Source organism: Treponema berlinense (genome assembly GCF_900167025.1).
In the GTDB taxonomy this organism is placed as follows: domain Bacteria; phylum Spirochaetota; class Spirochaetia; order Treponematales; family Treponemataceae; genus Treponema_D; species Treponema_D berlinense.
Genome location: NZ_FUXC01000002.1, coordinates 187,732 through 207,073, shown reverse-complemented (window position 1 = coordinate 207,073; position 19,342 = coordinate 187,732). Strand labels below are relative to the sequence as shown.

The 19,342-nt window shown below is 41.2% G+C and carries 14 protein-coding genes and 3 tRNA genes; 10 read left to right on the top strand and 7 right to left on the bottom strand.

The features are described 5' to 3' along the window. Window positions 1-13: 13 nt before the first annotated feature. Entirely contained in the window at window positions 14-1,132 is a 1,119-nt protein-coding gene (locus B5D47_RS02790) for a glycosyltransferase family 4 protein (RefSeq protein WP_078930300.1), read from the bottom strand. A gap of 48 nt (window positions 1,133-1,180) precedes the next feature. On the opposite strand from B5D47_RS02790, the gene B5D47_RS02785 reads away from it, so the two are divergent. The 6 genes from B5D47_RS02785 (at window position 1,181) to serS (ending at window position 9,659) form a co-directional block, all read left to right on the top strand. Beyond that, complete coding sequence (locus tag B5D47_RS02785) at window positions 1,181-2,368, top strand: DEAD/DEAH box helicase (RefSeq protein ID WP_078930299.1); 1,188 nt, start codon at window positions 1,181-1,183, stop codon at window positions 2,366-2,368. Between the two features lie 222 nt (window positions 2,369-2,590). Next, a complete protein-coding gene (locus tag B5D47_RS02780; RefSeq protein ID WP_078930298.1) occupies window positions 2,591-5,653 on the top strand; it encodes a chromosome segregation SMC family protein in 3,063 nt (1,020 codons plus the stop codon). Between the two features lie 8 nt (window positions 5,654-5,661). After that, a complete protein-coding gene (locus tag B5D47_RS02775; protein WP_078930297.1) occupies window positions 5,662-6,024 on the top strand; it encodes a hypothetical protein in 363 nt (120 codons plus the stop codon). Then, complete coding sequence (locus tag B5D47_RS02770) at window positions 6,021-7,481, top strand: hypothetical protein (RefSeq protein ID WP_143592589.1); 1,461 nt, start codon at window positions 6,021-6,023, stop codon at window positions 7,479-7,481. Before B5D47_RS02775 ends, B5D47_RS02770 begins: the two co-directional genes overlap by 4 nt. Window positions 7,482-7,504: 23 nt before the next feature. Next, complete coding sequence (locus B5D47_RS02765) at window positions 7,505-8,236, top strand: SIMPL domain-containing protein (protein WP_078930295.1); 732 nt, start codon at window positions 7,505-7,507, stop codon at window positions 8,234-8,236. A 94-nt stretch (window positions 8,237-8,330) separates the two neighbouring features. After that, window positions 8,331-9,659 (top strand): serine--tRNA ligase, encoded by a 1,329-nt coding sequence (gene serS / locus B5D47_RS02760; protein WP_078930294.1) that lies wholly within the window; start codon window positions 8,331-8,333, stop codon window positions 9,657-9,659. 373 nt (window positions 9,660-10,032) lie between these two features. Here serS and B5D47_RS02755 read toward each other — a convergent pair whose 3' ends face one another. From B5D47_RS02755 to B5D47_RS02735, 4 genes are all read right to left on the bottom strand, one after another. Continuing rightward, window positions 10,033-12,210, bottom strand: a complete 2,178-nt coding sequence (locus tag B5D47_RS02755) for an SUMF1/EgtB/PvdO family nonheme iron enzyme (RefSeq protein ID WP_078930293.1) — start codon at window positions 12,208-12,210, stop codon at window positions 10,033-10,035. A gap of 48 nt (window positions 12,211-12,258) precedes the next feature. Further along, window positions 12,259-12,942, bottom strand: coding sequence for a DUF6261 family protein (locus B5D47_RS02750; protein ID WP_078930292.1), 684 nt, complete (start codon window positions 12,940-12,942; stop codon window positions 12,259-12,261). A gap of 937 nt (window positions 12,943-13,879) precedes the next feature. Further along, entirely contained in the window at window positions 13,880-14,878 is a 999-nt protein-coding gene (locus B5D47_RS02740; protein WP_078930290.1) for a hypothetical protein, read from the bottom strand. 84 nt (window positions 14,879-14,962) lie between these two features. Beyond that, window positions 14,963-15,721: a hypothetical protein gene (locus B5D47_RS02735; RefSeq protein ID WP_078930289.1), complete on the bottom strand. Its 759-nt coding sequence runs from the start codon at window positions 15,719-15,721 to the stop codon at window positions 14,963-14,965. A gap of 163 nt (window positions 15,722-15,884) precedes the next feature. On the opposite strand from B5D47_RS02735, the gene B5D47_RS02730 reads away from it, so the two are divergent. The 4 genes from B5D47_RS02730 (at window position 15,885) to B5D47_RS02715 (ending at window position 16,971) form a co-directional block, all read left to right on the top strand. Further along, on the top strand, window positions 15,885-16,616 hold the full coding sequence (locus tag B5D47_RS02730; RefSeq protein WP_078930288.1) for a late competence development ComFB family protein: 732 nt from the start codon (window positions 15,885-15,887) through the stop codon (window positions 16,614-16,616). 88 nt (window positions 16,617-16,704) lie between these two features. Then, window positions 16,705-16,777: transfer RNA gene (locus tag B5D47_RS02725), tRNA-Val, on the top strand. Between the two features lie 32 nt (window positions 16,778-16,809). Further along, window positions 16,810-16,882 (top strand) — tRNA-Val (locus B5D47_RS02720). A 16-nt stretch (window positions 16,883-16,898) separates the two neighbouring features. Beyond that, window positions 16,899-16,971, top strand: a tRNA-Pro gene (locus B5D47_RS02715). A gap of 405 nt (window positions 16,972-17,376) precedes the next feature. Here the strand turns inward: B5D47_RS02715 and flgE are convergent. Further along, window positions 17,377-18,768, bottom strand: coding sequence for a flagellar hook protein FlgE (gene flgE / locus B5D47_RS02705; RefSeq protein WP_078930286.1), 1,392 nt, complete (start codon window positions 18,766-18,768; stop codon window positions 17,377-17,379). A 75-nt stretch (window positions 18,769-18,843) separates the two neighbouring features. Continuing rightward, complete coding sequence (gene flgD, locus B5D47_RS02700) at window positions 18,844-19,284, bottom strand: flagellar hook assembly protein FlgD (RefSeq protein WP_078930449.1); 441 nt, start codon at window positions 19,282-19,284, stop codon at window positions 18,844-18,846. Window positions 19,285-19,342: the final 58 nt, after the last annotated feature.

Genomic DNA, 19,342 nt, shown 5'->3' with positions numbered 1-19,342 from the left:
TTTGTTTTTAAATTTACTTTTTACAGACGCCTTTTAGAACGTCAATTGTTTTTTCGGCGGTTTTGTCCCAGCTAAAACGTTTTGTCCATTCAAGTCCGCCTTCTTTTAGTTTTTTGCGCAAATTTGATTCCACCGCAATTTTTTCGATTGCGTCTGCCATCTGTTCGATATTGTCGCTGTCAAAATAAACCGCATTGTCTCCGGCAATTTCCGGCAAAGAACCGCCAGTTGAACAGGCCACAGGCACTCCAGAAGCCAAGGCCTCAAGCACAGGCAAGCCTACTCCCTCGTTTATCGAAGGAAAAATACAGCCTTCGCTCGCAGAATACAAAAGCGGAAAACTTTCGTGCGGAAAAAATCCTGTAATAAAAATATCTTGATGAAATTTTGATTCCAAAATTGCCTTTTTTACGGATTCAATAGCTTTTCCTTCGCTTCCGGTCAAAACCAGACGATGTTCCAAATGAGTTTTTTCTTTAAAAAGCGAAAAAGCCTTTATTAGCTCAACATGTTTTTTTGAAGAAGAAGAAATTTGCGAAGGATAAATAAAATACGGTCTTTTTATTGCAAACGGTTTAATGTCCAGAAGAGACGGCGAAAGAAGTTCACGCGGGTAAAATTCCGAATGGTTGATTCCATTGTAGATTACAGTGATTTTTTCTTCCGGAACACCAAGTTTTATCAAATCTTTCCGGATAAAATGACTCGCCGCAATAACCTTTGAAGCATTTTTTAAGCCGAGGAGAATTCTTTTTGTGTGATTTTTTAAAATTTCGTCTTCGTAAAGCTCTGAAAGGACGTCATAAACGACAGCAACTCCTGGAACCGTGCAAAAAAGAGGAATATAGCGCGCGCCAGCAGCATACAAAACCGCATCGTATTTGTGATACCTTGCAAAAATATTTGAACAGCCGTAGTGCCACAGAGTTTCGTAAAAATGGCTGTTTGGAAGTTTTACAGAAGAATAGGAAAGCCCGTTTTCCGCTCCGTAAGTGTAGCGGTCTATTTCCGAGCCAAAAATCTCAAAAGTACAGTCAGCAGAGTTTTTTAACTGGGATGATAAAGAAGAAAGATAAGAACCAATTCCAGATTTTCCATGTCCACAGCCAAAACTGTCAATTCCGATTTTCATATTCCTTTGATTATAGCAAACATTTTTTTTACGTGCTATAGTTTTTGTATGTCAGAAAAAACAACATTTAATTCATTGAAAATTTCAGAAAATTTAATAAAAAAACTCGAAGAAAACCAAATTACAGAACCAACTGCCGTTCAGGCTCAGGCGATTCCGGTTATTGCAGAAGGAAAATCTCTGCTTTTTCAGAGCGAAACCGGAACTGGAAAAACATACGCTTACGTTCTGCCGCTTTTGACAAAAATCGAATCCGAGGATAATCCGCAAAAAAATATAAAACTTATGGTTGTAGCTCCAACTTTCGAACTTGCAAGCCAGATTAAAACCCAGATTAAAAACATAAGCGAAATAAAAACAACGCTTTTAATCGGTGGCGCGCCGATAAAAAGACAGGTTGAAAATTTAAAAGAAAAACCTGCCGTTATAATAGGAACTCCGGCAAGACTTCTGGAACTTTTTAACCTGAAAAAATTAAAGCTCGAAAACCTCGATGCAGTTGTACTTGACGAAGTAGACCGGCTTATTGCGCCTGAACTGCGCGATTTTACGATGGCTCTTTTAAATTCGCCAAAAAAACACGTCCAGCTGATTGCAGCAAGCGCGACAATCACAAAACCAACACAAAAACTGCTTGCAGGAACAAAAATAAAGAGCGACGGAAGCTTAGAACACGAAGTTGAGACTCTTTTTTTGCCGCCGGAAGACGTTTTAAGAAAAAGAATTACTCACCTTGCGATTTTTTCAGAACGGCGCGACAAAATCGACACGCTCCGAAAAGTTATTTTAGCTGAAAAACCGTCAAAATGCCTTGTTTTTACAGGAAAACTCGACCAGGTAGAAAACATTGTCTCAAAACTGAATTTTAAGGGAATCGAATGTTTTGGTCTGCATGCAAAAACCGACAAAGTCGCAAGAAAATCTATGATAGACAGGTTTAGAAGCGGAAAAATAAAAATTCTCATAACAAGCGACCTGGCAAGCCGCGGGCTTGATATTCCGGAAATAAGCCACATAATACAGATGGATATGCCTTCAAACGAAGATTTTTTTGTACACAGGGCAGGACGCACAGCACGTGCAGGAAAAACAGGAATAAACATTGTAATCGGCGACGAATACGAAATGAATCAATTTGCCCGGCTTGAAAAAAAACTCGGCCTAAAAGTTTATCCAAAAATGCTTTTTAAGGGAAAGCTCGTTTCTCCTTCCGAACTGGAAAAAAAAGGCGAATAAAAGGGCGCGGGCAGCGATTTTTTACTGAACAAAAAATCTTAGCCCCGGCTGTAATGGCGGCAAAGCCGTTCCAAAGCGAAGCGGAGGAATAAAACCATGAAAGACGGGACGCGGTACACAGAATGTGCTTTGGAATTTAAAAAACCGCCTTAATTGAAACACGCTGCCTTTATTGCTATAATAGAAAGATACCAAAATTTGATTTTTCGCGGAGTTTAAAAAGTGTTTCTTAAATGTCTGGATATTTTCGGTTTTAAATCTTTTGCCGACAGAACTCATATTGAATTTGCAGATGGAATTACCGCCCTGCTCGGGCCAAACGGCTGTGGAAAAAGCAATGTTGTCGATGCGGTAAAATGGGTTCTTGCAGAAAACAAGGCAAAAAATCTCCGTGCAGATACGATGGAATCTGTTATTTTTAACGGAACCGAAACACGCCCTCCTCTTAATATTGCGGAAGTTACGCTCACAATTGCAAACGAAAACGGACTTTTGCCTCTTGAAGATTCTGAGATTGCATTAAAACGCCGTCTGTACCGCTCTGGCGAAAGCGAATATTATATTAACAACAGACAGGTCGGTCCGACAGAAATTCGCCGCCTTTTTATGGACACTGGCGTTGGAAAAGCAGCCTATTCCGTTATGGAACAGGGAAAAATTGACCAGATTCTTTCGTCTAAACCGGAAGACAGACGATACCTTTTTGAAGAAGCGGCCGGAATCAGCCGTTCAAAGGCGGAATGTGCCGAAGCGGAACGCGAACTTGAACGCACAAGACAAAATCTTGCCCAGATTGAAGTTGCACTGATTGAAAACAAACGCAGCTACGAAACCTTAAAAGTTCAGAGCGAAAAAACAATCAAGTACCGTCAATTTAAGGATGATATTTTTAACTGCGAACTCGACATTCAGCTTTTGCGCCTTAAAGATTTTACACAGGACAAAGCGCGTCAGGAAACGGCAAAAAAAGAACTCGAAGAAAAACGCACTGCCGTTCAAAAGGAAATTGAAGAAATTCAGGCGGCTCTCTTTGAAAATAACGACAAAATCAAAGATTTGCAGACAAAAATGAATTCTCTGCAGGTTGAACTTGCTAAAGTCCAGACCGAAAAGACAAACAAGCTTCAGCGCGCACAGGAATACAATCTTCAAGCGAACCAGATAAAAGAAAAAATCGGAATTCTTGAAGTAAAGCAGAATTCAATTCAGGAAAAAATTGACACCTTTAATGAAGAAATTGACGAGCGCGAAGCCGACTTACATTCAAAAAACAGACAACTCGACAGCGTAAAGCAAAACATCGAATCCTTTACGCAAAATATAACTTCTTCAAGTGCAAAAATTACGGAAAATGACACTCTTGCGGCAAAAAGCGCAGACGAAATTGAAGAATTAAACAGGCAAATTGCAGATTATCAAAAACAATTGGGCGAAATAACCGAAGACATTGTAAAGGAGCTCGATGCAAAATTAAAAGATTCGGGATATTCAAGCAATGCGGCAAAATCTGCAAAAGAAGAAGTTGAAAATTCTCTCGCAAAACTCAAAATCTTTGCCGAAGGACGAAAAAATATTTTTTCTGACTACGCATCGATTACAGGCCATTCAGAAAGCGAAAACGAAAAACTCATTCAGGACGCAATCAAGGCTTTTGAGGAAATTTCTTCAATCAGCGTAAATATTGAAGAAGCAGTTTCTAAATACGAAAAGGCGATGCCGGATTTTATCGAGGATTTTACATCTCCGGAAGGAATTATCACAAAAAAACGTGGAATCGATTCAAAAATTCTGGACCTAAACTCGCAAATTGAAAAAATCAACGAAAGAATTGCCTCTTACAAAAGCGAAAACGGCGAGCTTGTAAAAAAAATAAACGAATACCGCGAAACCTTAAACCAGCTGCGCGTGACAGAAGCTTCGATGGCTCAGGCAATTTTTGGAGTTAAGCAGAATGTTGAAATTTTGCGCCGCTCTCTCGTAAGCGAACAAAATAACCTTCGACAAAATCAGGAAGAATTTGAACAGGAACAGAGAAGACGAGACGAACTAAACGAACAGATTATCGACGTTCAGAGCGAACTTGCGGCGATTGAACATCGCGGTCAAAAATGCGCCGACGAAATGAGCGAAATCAACAGCGAAATCGTACGCTGCAATTCCTCTGTAAGCGGAACTCAGAACAAACTCGACAAAAAACAGGAAGAACAGAGAAAAATTCAATCCCAGTACGAAAAGCTGGCAATGGATTTAGTAACAAGCGACAACGACATAAGAAACATAAAGCAGAACTTTATCGACACTCACAGCCGCGACCTTATGGAATTTGAAGAGCGGATGTACAAAATAACGACTTCTTCGGCAGTTTTGCGCGAAAAACTTGCAAAATCCCGCGAAGAGTTAAAAGCTCTCGGAAGCGTAAACCTTATGGCGCCGGAAGAATTTGGAGAGCAAAAAGAACGCTACGAAAAATTGCAGGCAAGTTACGATGACACAAACAAATCGCTCGAAAACTTAATCCGTGTTTCTGAGGAAATCAAGACAAAGTCGACGGAAATGTTCCTCGACACTTACAACAAAATCAAGAAAAATTTCCACAATATGTTCCGCCGTCTTTTTGGTGGCGGACGTGGAGAACTGCGCCTTGTAGATCCGCAAAACGTGCTTACTTCGGGAATCGACATTTACGCCGAACCGCCTGGAAAAAAACTCCAGAACATTGCGCTTCTTTCCGGCGGTGAAAAAACTATGACGGCAGTCGCACTCCTCTTTGCAACTTATCAGGTAAGACCAAGTCCGTTCTGTCTTCTTGATGAAATTGACGCCGCTCTCGATGACAAAAACGTTTCAAGCTTTGTAACCGCATTGCGTTCATTCGCAAAACTTTCGCAGTACATTGTAATTACGCACAACAAAAAAACCGTAATGGGCGCAAGCACAATGCTCGGTGTAACCATGCAGGAATCCGGTGTTTCTAAAGTTATGACAATGCGGCTCGACAAAGAAATTTCTGCAGAACCAGACGAATCGGAAAAAGAATTTATCGAAGAAGATGTTCCTCCGGAAGAAAACGTTTACATTCCTCCGCGACCGGCAAAACGAATTCACAATCCGGACGGAACTATAACAGATCCTGAAATTGAAAAATTCCGCGCCGAAGCAAAAGAAGCCGCAAGAAAGTCAAAGGCGGCAAAAATCGCCGAAGATGAAAAGAAATCGGCGGAAAAAGCCGCTTCTGACGACAAAAAATCGGAAAATCAGGAAAGAGCCGAAGAAAAACAGAAGTAAAAGCAAAAATGGTTGATTTTGATGAATTAAAAGAAAAAACAAGTGATTTTATTCGCGAAAAACCTCTTTTAGCAAGAATCAGTGCGATTTTTTTAATTTTTTTTGTAATTGCGCTGACAGTAGTTTTTATTCAATCAAAAAAGCCAAAGGCAAAAAACTTCGAAAAACCGGAAAATGTATTGACTTCGGAGCCAATGACGCCCGAATATCTGGAAATCGAAAAAGATTATTATTTGTCGCGAAAAACAGAAAACTCTTGGAGCGACGAAGAAATAAATAAATATTTTTCAAAACCAGATTCAAGGCTCATTGAAGAACTTGAAAATTCAAACGACAAAATCATTGACGAAATTACAGGAGCAGCGCCTTGATGCAAACTAAAGCCAGAACTTTTTTGTTTTTATTTACATCAATTTTTTCTCTTTATATTTTAAATTCTTGTGCCTCTTCGCCAAAAAACGAAGAAAATTTAACACAGGCGGAACAGTCTTCGGACAAAAAAACTGAAGAAATTCCAGAAGACCAATTGGAAAACAAAGAGATTTCTCAAGATTCTCTTGCAAATGAAGAAAATCTGCAAAATTCAGAAAACACGCAGAACAAACCAGAAAATGACGAAAATCAGCTTTCTGAAAAAATCGATGAAGACGAACTTTTGGCAGACAGCGAAAACGAAACAGAAGAAACCCAGGAAGACTTTGTTGAACCTGAAGTAAAAGATTCACTGTTTGTGGAAGAAACAAAGACAGCCGCAGACGGACAAAATCCTGAATCAAGCGAAAACAAACAAAACAAAGCCCAAGACATTCCAGAAACAAACGAAGAAGAACCAGAACTCCTGCCAAAAACAGAAGAAAATTCCGGGGAGGAAAATCCTCAGACAGACGAAAATTTGGAACTGAACGAAAATTCTATGGAAAATCAGGAAAACTTGCCTCAAAACGGACAAGAACCTGAGAATAAAGACGAACTTTCTGAAGAAATTGAGGAAGAAGAGCCGAAAGAAAATACAGAACAGACCGAAAGCAATCCTCAAAAGACTCCGAGCCGCTCAATGACCGCAAAAAACAACCAGTACGTTGACATAATTTACCCGGGACGCGGCTGGATTTACATGGGAGAAGACGAAGGCAAAGACCAGATTTTGAGATATTTTGGACGAAAACTCGGAACAGAAAACACTACTTTTACGCTACGCACAACAAAAAGCGGAGAAACAGTCCTTCATTTTTACAAAAATGACGTTTTAAAAGGCGAATACATTGACGATTATCTGGAGATAAAAGTTCTCGAAGAATCGGCAAAGCCAAATGAGAGGGCAAAAGCTCCTTCTTATGAAGAATCAGTTCCGCAAAAACCTGTCCGCCTCGAAAAAAAAGCGGAAACTCAGGAAGAAGCTCAAAAAACTGACGAAATAAAAAATATTGAAGAAAAAACTTCTGACAATGAGCAAAAACTTTCTTCACAAGACGAAATAAACTTGAAGAAAAATGACGTTTCAAATGAAGTTTCAAGGCCAGAACAGAAAAAATCCTTAAAAATCGATACAAAAAACCTTTTGGAACAGGCAAAAAAAGATTTTGAGGCAAAATCCTACGCTCAAGCGCTTTCAGAAGTTCAGCAGTATCTCGACACTCAAAATACACGCATTGACGAGGCGCTTTTTCTTCAAGGACAGATTTTGGAAGCTGACAGCGAAGTAAAAAACATAAAAAGCGCAATCGATTCGTATAATTCGCTTATAAAAAATTATCCTGCAAGCACATTCTGGCAGGAAGCAAACAGACGGAAAATTTATCTGAATCGCTATTACGTAAATATTTATTAAGAAAATTGGAGGATTAGATAAAAATGAAAAAACTCTTAAATGCAAAATTGGTTTTGGCAGTACTTGGCGCAGTTTTTTTTACATCTTGCACAATAAAAACTACGGAAAACAACCGCAGGACAGTGAGCGTAAGCGGAACAGGTTCTGTCGAAGTTGAAGCAGACAACGCGACAATTATTCTTTCTGTAATTACAAGAGGAAAAGATGTCGGAAATACGGCAAAAGAGAACGCAGAAAAAATGACAAAAGTCCATGAATCTGTCTTAGCCCTGGGAATTTTGCCGGAAGACGTTTCCACAGAACATTACACAATCAACCAGGAATCAAATTATTTGAACGGCAAAGTAATTTACGGAGATTATGTTGCCACAAACCGGATCAAAATTTTTATAAAAGATTTAACCATGGCAGGAAATGTAATTGACGCCGCAATAAAAGCCGGCGCAAACCAGCTTTCGTCTTTTCAATATGGAATAAGCAACAAAGAATCTTTTGTAAAACAGGCACGCACGCTTGCAGTTCAAAATGCACGGGATACGGCAAATCTCCTCGCAACAACAAGCGGCGCTTTTCTTGGAAAAGTAATTTCTCTAAACGAGCAGTCAAATAATTTTGGATTTTACAGAGTCAACGCAAAACGTGCCTCTTTAGAAGCAGCAGTAGAAGACAGCGCCTCTTCCTTTGTTTCAACGCCAATTTCCGGCGGAAAAACAACAATCAGTTTTACAGTCGATGCCGTTTTTGAGATAAAGTAAAAATTCAAAAAAAACGTTGCAATTGCCTTAAAACCGTTAAAAGAATAAAATAAACAAATAAGAAATTTTAAGAGAGATTGGGAGATAGATACAAATGCTCGATTTGAAATTTGTAAAAGAACATCTTGCAGAAGTAAAAGAAAACATAAAAAACCGCAATATGGTTGCCGATGCGGATCTCGTTGTAAAACTTTACGATGAACGCACTGCGCTTACGACAAAACTTCAGTCATTGCAGCAGAAGAGAAACGAAAATGCCGCAAACATGAAGCAGAAACTTGATCCAGAAACACGCCAGAAATTCATTGAAGAAGGCAAAAAAATTAAGGAAGATGTTTCTCAGTCAGAAAAGGAACTTGCAGAAGTTGAAGCAAAACTCGAAGACGCCGCAAGACAGCTTCCGAATATGTGCCATCCGGACACTCCAATCGGAAAACTCGACACAGAAAACCTCGAAGTAAAGAAAGTTGGAGTTCCACGCAAATTTACATTCAAACCAAAAAGCCATGTAGAACTTGGCGAAGAACTCGATTTGATTGATTTTGAACGCGGAACAAAAGTTTCCGGTCCAAAATTCTATTATCTCAAAAACGAGGCTGTATTTCTTGAAGAAGCGCTCATCATGTACGCACTCAACATTCTCCGCAAGCACGGCTTTACAACATTCATTACTCCAGATGTTGCAAAAGAAGAAATTTTGAAAGGAATCGGTTTTAATCCGCGCGGAAACGAATCAAACGTTTATGCAATCGAAGACGAAGGAACATGTCTTGTTGCGACAGCAGAAATTACCCTCGGTGGCTACCACTCAGGAGAAATCCTGGACAAATCTGCTCTTCCACTCTTCTATTGCGGACTTTCCCACTGCTTTAGACGCGAAGCCGGCGCCGCAGGACAGTTCTCAAAAGGACTTTACAGAGTCCACCAGTTTGATAAAGTCGAAATGTTTGTTTACTGTCTGCCAGAAGATTCAAACAAGCTCCACGAAAAACTCCGCTTAATCGAAGAAGAAATTTTTGAAGGCTTAGGAATTCCATTCCACGTAGTTGACACATGCACAGGCGACCTCGGTGCTCCTGCTTACAGAAAATGGGATCTCGAAGCTTGGATGCCAAGCCGCGCAACAGAAGAAAAACCAGAAGGCGACTACGGTGAAGTTACATCAACTTCAAACTGCACAGACTTCCAGTCACGCCGCTTGAACGTAAAATACCACGATGATGACGGCAAAAATAAATATGTCCACATGCTAAACGGAACCGCAATTGCGGTAGGACGGGCAATGCTTGCAATTATGGAAAACTATCAGAACGAAGACGGATCAATTACAGTTCCGCCTGCACTAGTTCCATTCTGCGGCTTTGACAAAATCGGACCAAAAACAGAAATAAAAGATCCAGTTTACCACGCCGCAAAAAAATAAAGCAGTTTTAACCAGATAAAAAACGGTGATTTGTATTAGTCACCGTTTTTTTTTATTTGGGGGCGTTTCCACTCGCTCCGACTGCCAGACAGGCAGTCAGGCTCGGGCCGGGCTTTTCGGGATTACGCTATCGCTTCATTCCTACGCTACGCTCCGGAACGGCTACGCCGCCCCTACAATCCCTAACGCATTAGCGTTAGGCCGTGCGCACAAGCGCACACGTCAAATACCCGAGTTTTGCGTCAGCAAAATCTCGCAGCATACATACGGTATGCAAAATCCCTAACGCAAAATGCTGTAGGGTTGCTGCCCGGTTTTGCGCTTCCGCAAAAGCGGAAGCTGTTTAATAATTTCCTTGCAGAACTAGCCAACGCTAGTTGGCGTTGCGAACAAGGCGGAAGCCACAGCTGCTGCTGCGGCTGCCCGGGCTGATGCTGCTCCGGTAGGCAACCTGCGCGTAGTGAGCGAGGTAGTTCCAAGAACCACCGCGCTGACAGCGGAGAGAGCCCGAAGCCGGGCCCGTACTTGCCGTGTCGCCTGATATGCTATCATACCAGTCCCAGCACCATTCCCATACGTTTCCGCTCATGTCGTAAAGTCCGTAGGCGTTTTTCTTTTTGGTCTTTACATCCCTTGTTCCGGTATTGTTCGTATTTTCTTTATACCAGGCTACGTCACCTATGGTGTCGCTTCCGGCATACTTGTAGCTTTCTCCGCCGCGCGCAGCCCATTCCCATTCTGCCTCTGTAGGCAGGCGGTAGCCGTCTGCTGTAAAGTCGCATGTTGCGGCATTCCACGTGCTGTTGCTTGAACTCGGAACACTTCCCCAGTCCTTTGGGTCTGTTTTTCCGCCGATTGCATAGCAAGGAGTTAAGCCTTCATTTATAGAACGAGTGTTGCAATATACAAGCGCGTCATACCAGCTGATATAATTTACAGGGTTGTTTTTTACATTGTCATCGCCTGTAAGCCTGTTTCCGTCCTTGTCATAAGCGCTGGCAGAGCTTGGGTCTTTTCCCATAAGTGTCTTGTATTCTCCGCGTGTTACCTCATGGTCGCTCATGTAGAACGAGGCGATTTTAAGATTGCGTCCTTTTACAAATACTTCTGAACTTGGCGTCCAGCTTTCTGTTCCGTCAATTGAAGCACTAGGAATTTCCACAAACCCCTCCGGCACATTGCTCACTGTTTTATTTACACTTACTTTGTATTTTACTTCGTTGCTTTTGTTGCCGAGCTTGTCAACGCTTGCAATATAATAGGTGTAATATGCTTTATTGCCGTCTATGACTTCAAAAATTTTTTCTGTACCAGTTACAATTTCTGCTTTAGACCTTTTAGAATCGCCTGTACTGTCGGTAGATGTATATGAAATTTCCACATGGTCAAAGTCGCTGTCTGCCGGGTTTGTCCAACTTAAGGTTATAGAAGAGTTATCGCTTGAATATACGTCTTTTATTGCGCTTATGCTTACTTTTGCAGGCGGCGTAAAGTCAAAGTTGTCTATTGTTATCTGCGCTGCCTCTTCGCGTCCGTCCGAGTCAAGCGTGGCAACTGTGTATGTTCCGTTTGCAGTTTCGTCTGCGGCTGTTATTTCAAAAGTCCATTTTTTGTTGCCGGCGCTGTTTTGCTCCGCTTTTTTTGCATCTGCGTCCGCAAGCAAAGTCGCCGCATTCACGCTTCCGTCTTTTTTGTATACAACATCTACGATTTTTTCCGCAGCAGTTTCGACATTTACTGTTACTGTTACAGAAGTATTGCTTTTTGCCTCCGGAACGCTCAAGTCAATCTTCAGAGGTTCTTTTGAATCCACCGCAACCGGTGTTGCTTTTACGGTAACGCCGGCACTTGTGTTTCCGCTTGTGTCCATTGTCTTTACAGTGAATGTGTATTTTGTGCCGTTTGTAAGTCCTGTAACTACGCAGCCCTGCTGTCCTTTTGCGGCAATAAGGCTGTCTTTTTCAAGGGCAACCAAAGCGCGGCCTTGGCTTTCCGCTTTCCAGCTTACAAGGCAGCCGAATATGTCCTCGTCTGTTGCGTCTTTCCAAGTGAGCACAACAGAAGAATCCTTTGCGGCGGCTACAGGCTCCGTTACGTCTGCCGGGGCGGTTGTGTCCAAAGTTTCCGCGCAGCAGTCAATAGCTTCTTGCGCAGTCTTGTATTCCTTCTGGCACTTGGCGCAGACATAGACTTTTTCTGTTATCGTTTTTGTCTTTATAGAAACTTTTGCTACGGAAATAGGGCTGTTTTCTATGTCTTTTTTTACCGCAAAAGCCTTTATCTCAGTGTCCTTGCTGAATGTCAAAGGCTCGCTGTATTTGAGGCTTTCGGAGCTTTTGTCAACTGTGTAATAGATTGCGGCTCCTTCCGTCTTTGTTGCCATTGCCACCTTTACGCCGGCATCCCCTGCGTCCTCCGCGGTAAATGTTACGGCCTCGGCGTAAATTTTATCAACATACTCGGTTTCAGTTTCTGTTTCCGCTTTGCAGCCAAAGACTGCAAGCCCCATTGTCATTGCCGCAAGCACGGCAAGAATCCTTGTTTTTTTCATTTTTTTCTCTTTCTCCTAAAATTGATTTATTTAAAATGATTTATTCAATTACTTTGCGCGCCTGGAAACTGTTTCGTTTACGCGCTTTATCTCGCCTTCCGCTTTTGTCGCAAAGTCTGCGTACACTGCGCTGTTCGCCATTTTCATTGCTGTAATGTACGGAATAAGCTTGTCGTTGATTGCAGAAAGAAGAGGCTTTTTTAATGATGAGGCGCTTTCTGTTTTTACCGTGGAAGCCGCATTGTACTCGTCGCTTGCCTTTGCAAATAAATCCTGCGCAGAGCGGATTTGCTCCAAGATTTCCTTTATTCCGTCAAGTAAAGAAACTGTTTCTTCTTCCTTGGAAAAATCTTCCAGCAGGCTTTCAATAAGCGAAGATTCGCTTACATAGTTTGCCGTTGTGATTGATTTTCTGTACTTGTCAAAAACAGCTTTGAGTTTTTGCGCCGCCTCTTTTTTTGCCGCGACAGGGAATACAGAGTAGCCGTCCAACAACGTTGAAAGATTTTTTACAGCCTCGTCGCGCACGCCGTCTGCTTCCTCAAGATTGCTCAAAACCTTGTCCTGCTTGATTGCGGTTGTAATCGAAACAGAAAGCTTTTCAATCTCGTCCATCACGCCTTTCAAAAACACATCTGAAGAAACACCTTCATCCGCCTTGTAAAGCCGCACAAGCGCATCGCTAAGCCCGTCAACTTCTGTTACACGAATCTTAGAAATTACCTTATTCATTCAACCTCCATCTCCGACTCTCCAGCCGGCACTTTTATTTATTCCTGTCATTTTCTGGCTTGCCCCGGAAATCTGTATCAAAAGATTGCTAACCGAGTTTGCTATGCAAACATCGCGGTATCAAGTACGACAATGACATTTCCTGTTTACTGCGGAATTATTCCGAAGGCACTAGACAAAGCCGCCTCGCGGAATTTTTCCACACGTCCCCTAAACCAAAACAAGCCCTCGGAATTTTTCCGAATGCTCCCTAAGCAAAAAGCTGGTCTTCGGAATTTTTCCGAAACCTTCTTAGTCAAAAAGCCGGCCTTCGGAATTTTTCCGAAACCTCCCCAGGCAAAAAGCAGCCCGCGGAATTTTTCCGAAAACCGCCCAGAGTAAAAGTCTGCCAATGGAATTTTTCCGCACACCTCCTAAAACAAAACAAGCACTCGGAATTTTTCCGAAAACTTTTCCGCAGGCGCAAAATAAATTTAAAAACAAAAAGACCGCTATACTGGAACACGCCAATTTAGGCGCGCGCAGTACAACGGTCTTTCTGTAGACATGAATATTGAAAGTGTATTATTTATCTGTTCTGTTCTGTTCTGTTCTGTTCTGTTCTGTTCTGTTCTGTTCTGTTCTGTTCTGACAAGATTATGCCTCTCCGATTTTCTCTGTCAATTGCGAGTATAACATATTTCTTTTAATTGTGCATCGCTTTTTTTCACGTTTTTTTGCGTCAGGCTATGGAGCAGTGGCGGCGGATTGTTTTAACAATGCGCCGACAAAGACCGCAGGCGCGCCATTGCGCGCCGAGGACTTAGAGCGCAAGCGAACTGTGCAACAGCCGGCCGGCGCATAGCGCCGGAGACGCCATAAATTTTTAATTTCAAGATTTTTTTTGTCCGTGCAAAAACTTTTACAGACTGCACAACGCGTTTTCCTCGCTCAAACCTTAATTCTTTTTATCCTCCAGATAGCGGACGTCTTCTTCTTTTATATTTTTGTAACGGCAGACGGCGCAGCATTTTTGGTTCAAGTCGTCTTCAAAAATATTTTCAACCGTAAAAACCGCGTAGACAGTCCTCTCTTTTATCGGGCCTTTGGAAATCGGAAAGCCTAGAACAACAGAATATTCCTCATCTTTGTTTACGATGATATTTTCTTTTTTGGCGGCAAGCACAAGCCTTTCGTGGTCTATGTAAATTATCTGCGGAGGATTTTTCCGGCCTTCAATTGACTGATTTTGGCTAAAATTTTTATCTGAAAGAAAACGCACTACCGAAATCAAAAAGAGTCCGTTTCCGATGGATTTTCCGTCAGAACGCAAAAGCATGACAAATTTTTCAAGGTATTTTTTTGCTTCCTGCTGGTTTGGCTCTTCAACATCGCTCCACTTTGGATTTACAAAAAGCGGATACTCCGGCGAAAAACCGCAATTTACGCTCGAAGAAATATTTTTTTCCGAAGAAGAATTTGAATTAAAGCACAAAACTGCCGAAAAATTTTCAGTTTTTTTTGTTTCTTTTTCCTGAATTTTGCTGATAACCGAAGGAATCACAAGCGCAAGTCCGGATTTTACGGTTTTGACTGTCGTTATAAAATAGAGTCCGAGCCTGTTAAAATAAAATTGAACCCGGACTTTTTTTCCATCAAAAACCTTTACGCTTTCCGGCGGATTTTTTAAGAGAATTATTCCCTGATCAAGGACAGTTATCTGCTCTCCCGGAAGAGCAACAGGAAAAACGCCCGAAGCCACAGTCCGTATTCTGTGCCCGTTTTCGGATTTTTCGTTCTCAGCCGCTTTTTCCTGACCAAGTTCAATTTCTTCTGTCAAAGTTACAGGAACATTTGCGTCCATTAAATATTGAAGGACAAGCTGGCGTTCAATTCCTGTCAACTGCGAAGAATTTTTTTGTACGCCTGATTGATTTTTTGATTCCTGATTTTGCAACTATCTCTCCTATAAAAAGTCAAGATTAAAAAAATTTGCAACGCAAACTTTTAAAGATAAAAACAGACGACATTTTCGGCTTTTTTATCTTACATCCTTTTTGAATTTTTTCTGCATTTTTAAAATCTGCAGCTGGTTGATTTTCCAGTTTCCATTAGGATTCTTGAAAAAATAAAGAACTACATCGACAAAACCTTTTTTTTGCACAAAGCGGACAGGAACTTCGCAGAGAGAATTCATTTCAAAAGGTTCTCCCAGAATATATTCATCAAAAAGAATAATTTCCTGAACCGTTTGTTTTTCGGCGTCAGAAGAATTTTCGCCAGTTTTTTCTTGATTTTGGAGTTCTTCGGATTTTTTTTCATCAATTTCCGGATAAGGAAAATCAAAAGTTTTTTCCCAGCGATTTTTTAATTCAATAGAAAAAAGCGCGAGTTCATAAATATCGGACGAATCAAAAAGATTTGAAGCAAATTTATTTTTGCACAGCGAAGAAGCGAATTCTTCGGTCATTTTTTTTATTTCTGAATTAAAATTAGAAGTATTTAAAGAACCAAATCCCTCGACACAAGGAAAAACAGGTTCCAAATTTTTTGAATAAGTTGAATTCAAGAAAACCTGGGGAGTAAGTTTTATTTTTTTCTCGATACTGTTTACAACAGAAATATCCTGAGCAAGCCTGTCTTTTTCAAGCTCAAAAGTCCAGTCAGTTTCGGTGATTTTTTTTTCGGCAACCGACTTTAACGAAGATGAATTCTGGTTCATATCGCCAATATCGCTGTTTTTACAGGAAACAAAAATGAGACAGAAAACAGCAAAATAAAAAACAAACTTTTTTAACATCGATAACTTATTTTATCATAACAAAATATAAAATTAAAGACTGAAATTTATCCGCTTTTCCGGGAAAACTGATTTTTTCAGAAAATTTGCACTCAATCTTTTTTTGTTTTATAATTTAAAAATATTATTTTAGAGAATTTTACTAAAAATGGAGTGATTTGTGATGAATATTCATAACTTAATGGAAGAAGTTGTAGGCCATCGGATAAATAAACTTTACAATCAGATAAAAGAGGTCAATGCCTGCTGGCTTACCTGCGACTGCGAAAATTGCCGGGCAGATGCCATAAGTTATGTTTTAAACCGTGTTGCTCCAAGATACGTTGTAAGCGGCCGTGGAGTTATTCATGCGCGCGATATTCTGCAAGATGCACAGATAAAAGCCGATATTGACGCTCTCGGAATCGAAGGAATCAGAATAATAAGCTCGACAAAAAGACCGTTCCACTCTTCTGCAAGAACAGAATGCATTGTAGAAGCCAGCGAAAAACCTGTTTTTAACTTTCCAATAATCCAGGGCTCAATTCTCGAAGGAAACACTTTTGAACCTCTCGCAAACGCAACCGTAACACTTAAAATGGACGGAAAAGAAGTTGATATGGCGGACATCACCTGGGCAAATCCGCTGAATACATACAGCAGCACAAAAGGCTCTTATAGTTTTTGGCCAAAAGCAATCGAAGCAGAAAACGCAGACGAAACTAAAAAATTTAATTTTTCAATTGAAGTAAAACGTCCTGGCTATGATCAAGTAAATTACGCTTTTGATACAGTTCTTATCTCAGAAAATAAAATCCGAAAAGAACTTGACACCACTGTTTCCTTAAAAATCATGGATCTGGTAATGTTCAGGGAAGAAATAAAAAACACAATGAACAGAATGATAAAAGACTAAAAAAATTAAAAATTTTCAATTTTTTAAGCAAAAAGGTATTGAACTTTTTTCTTACATTTGTTATATTAACTAAGTCGTTTGACGGAACGGGCATTTAGCTCAGTTGGTAGAGCCCCTGGTTTACACCCAGGTTGTCGGGAGTTCGAGTCTCTCAGTGCCCACTCTTTTTATCAAATGACAGCAATTTTTATCCGGGCATTTAGCTCAGTTGGTAGAGCCCCTGGTTTACACCCAGGTTGTCGGGAGTTCGAGTCTCTCAGTGCCCACTTTTTTTTATAATCACGGGATGTAGCGCAGCTGGTAGCGCGCTTGGTTTGGGACCAAGATGTCGCAGGTTCGAATCCTGTCATCCCGATTACAGCTCACTCAAAAGAGTGAGTTTTTTTATTTTAAACGGAAATACAGAAAAAAGACCGCACAGGATTCGAAGCGCAATGAGCGCGCCGACAGGCGAAAAGGTGGCAAGGACGCCACCGTCAGCGAATGAGCCGCCTGCAAGGAGGACACACGACGTGTCCGACTGGAGGGCGAATCCTGTCATCCCGACTAAGTCTTACTAAATGCAGTAAGGCTTTTTTTATTTTAAACGGAAATACAGAAAAAAGACCGTGCAGGATTCGAAGCGCAATGAGCGCGCCGACAGGCGAAAAGGTGACAAGGATGCCACCGTCAGCGAATGAGCCGCCTGCATAAAAAAGGGCTGTCCTTAAAGTTATAAAACCTAACCAGGGACAGCCCTATGATTTTTAATTATTTATCGCTAGCGTTTGAGCGAAAGAACTGTTTCGAGCAATGTGTCAGCAGTCTGAATAGTTTTTGCGTTTGACTGGAAACCACGTTGTGTAACAATCATATCCGTAAATTGTTCTGAAAGGTCTACGTTAGACATTTCGAGCGCACCAGCAAGAAGACTTCCTTTTCCGGCGATTCCCGAAATACCGATGTTAGCAAGACCAGAGTTATTGCTTTCTACATAAGTATTTTCACCTGCTTTTTCAAGTCCGTTCTGGTTTGAAAAAGTTGCCAATGCAAGCTGTCCGATTGTGCGGCTAGAACCGTTTGAATAAACTCCAGTAATAATTCCTGACGAATCGATTTTGAAGTTTTCAAGATACCCCATTGTGTATCCGTCCTGAAAGAAAGCCTTTGTTGATGAAGGCGAAGCGCTCTGTGTAATAGTATTTTTCTGGCTGCCAATTGTTCCGAGATTGATATCCATTGTCTGACGGTATGGAGTTCCGTCTTCGTTTGGATTTGCTCCAGGTACAGTGTAACTTGCCTGAAGAATTACTTCTCCCGTAGGATTTGTAAGATTTCCAGCTTCGTCTGTCACTGACTGGAGAGTTCCAGTATTATCAAAATTTACAAGGAAAGTATTGCCAACTCCGTCTGTTGTACCAAGTCCAACGCGAGTCTGAGTAAAGTCAGCATTATTTGCATCAACATTCACTTCTGCACGCCACTGGTTTGCCACTCCAGGAACACGGGTAAGATTGATTGTAAGAAGGTGTGTGTTTCCGAAACTGTCATAAACTTTTTCTTCAATTGACCAGGTTCCCTTTGCAACGTCAGCCGCATTAGCTCCTTCCTGAATTTCTGGCGTATTCTTGTTAAGGTTGCAGGCATATTTTACAGAAGCAGTTGCTTTTGCAGGATCTTTTGAGCCTACAGGAATTACAAGGTCTTCCGGTGTGGCAGATGTCTGAAGAACCATTTCGCCGTTAATCTCGCGGGCCATATATCCCTGTACCTTAAAACCGTTTGCTGGATTTACGAGAGTTCCGTCGCTGTCGAGAGAAAAAGCTCCGGCACGAGTGTAGTATGATTTTTCGCCGTTTTTTTCTAGGAAGAAGCCGTTTCCCTGGATTGCAAGGTCTGTTGCAATTCCTGTTGACTGAAGATTTCCCTGTGTAAATACGGTGTCGATTGAAGCAACTGTCATTCCAAGACCAACTTCCTTAGGATTTACACCGCCCTTTTCTTCTGTCGGTTTTGCAGCTCCGGCCATCTGCTGGCTTATCATGTCCTGAAAATTAACACGGCCACGTTTAAAACCTGTTGTGTTTACGTTGGAAACGTTGTTACCGATTACATCCATTCTCGTCTGGTGGTTCTGAAGGCCAGAAACGCCCGAATAAAGTGATCTCATCATATATCTACCCTCGTTCAATGTACCGTCAAAGGTTGGTACAGTTATTTTTTTTATTGGTGCAACCGCAAAATGGCATTAAATGCCGTAAATTGCTTTTATTTTATCCATGCTATAATACATGCCGTTTACAAGAACCTGCGGCTGACTTCCTCTTGTTGCCGCCTCAACCTGTCCTTTTACCGCAACATCGCCCGCTTCAACTTCAACTGTCTTTCCGAGCATTGACTGGGCTTCGCTTGAATTGATAAGTCCTGCCATTTTTTCAAAGCCCTGGCTCATATTCGTCATCTGCTCCAAAGAACTGAACTGCGCCATCTGGGCAATGAAGTCTGTGTTTTCAAGAGGATTTGTCGGATCCTGATTTGAAAGCTGAGCAATCAGAATCTTCAAAAAATCATCTTTTCCTAATTCGTTACTGGTTTTACGACCGTTTACAGTCAAAGTTTTGTTAAATGAATCAACTGCATTTTGAGTCTGAAACTTTTCTGTCGCATTCATTGTTGTTGTAAAACTCATTTTTTTCTCCCAGCTTTCTGCAAGCACTTATAAAATTTTTCGGCAAAATTTTTCTTCA

Bases quoted from the DNA above. Each gene is read 5' to 3' on its own strand.
- B5D47_RS02790 (WP_078930300.1), bottom strand. From the start codon at position 1,132: ATGAAAATCGGAATTGACAGTTTTGGCTGTGGACATGGAAAATCTGGA.
- B5D47_RS02785 (WP_078930299.1), top strand. From the start codon at position 1,181: ATGTCAGAAAAAACAACATTTAATTCATTGAAAATTTCAGAAAATTTA.
- B5D47_RS02775 (WP_078930297.1), top strand. From the start codon at position 5,662: ATGGTTGATTTTGATGAATTAAAAGAAAAAACAAGTGATTTTATTCGC.
- B5D47_RS02765 (WP_078930295.1), top strand. From the start codon at position 7,505: ATGAAAAAACTCTTAAATGCAAAATTGGTTTTGGCAGTACTTGGCGCA.
- serS (WP_078930294.1), top strand. From the start codon at position 8,331: ATGCTCGATTTGAAATTTGTAAAAGAACATCTTGCAGAAGTAAAAGAA.
- B5D47_RS02755 (WP_078930293.1), bottom strand. From the start codon at position 12,210: ATGAAAAAAACAAGGATTCTTGCCGTGCTTGCGGCAATGACAATGGGG.
- B5D47_RS02750 (WP_078930292.1), bottom strand. From the start codon at position 12,942: ATGAATAAGGTAATTTCTAAGATTCGTGTAACAGAAGTTGACGGGCTT.
- B5D47_RS02735 (WP_078930289.1), bottom strand. From the start codon at position 15,721: ATGTTAAAAAAGTTTGTTTTTTATTTTGCTGTTTTCTGTCTCATTTTT.
- B5D47_RS02730 (WP_078930288.1), top strand. From the start codon at position 15,885: ATGAATATTCATAACTTAATGGAAGAAGTTGTAGGCCATCGGATAAAT.
- flgE (WP_078930286.1), bottom strand. From the start codon at position 18,768: ATGATGAGATCACTTTATTCGGGCGTTTCTGGCCTTCAGAACCACCAG.
- flgD (WP_078930449.1), bottom strand. From the start codon at position 19,284: ATGAGTTTTACAACAACAATGAATGCGACAGAAAAGTTTCAGACTCAA.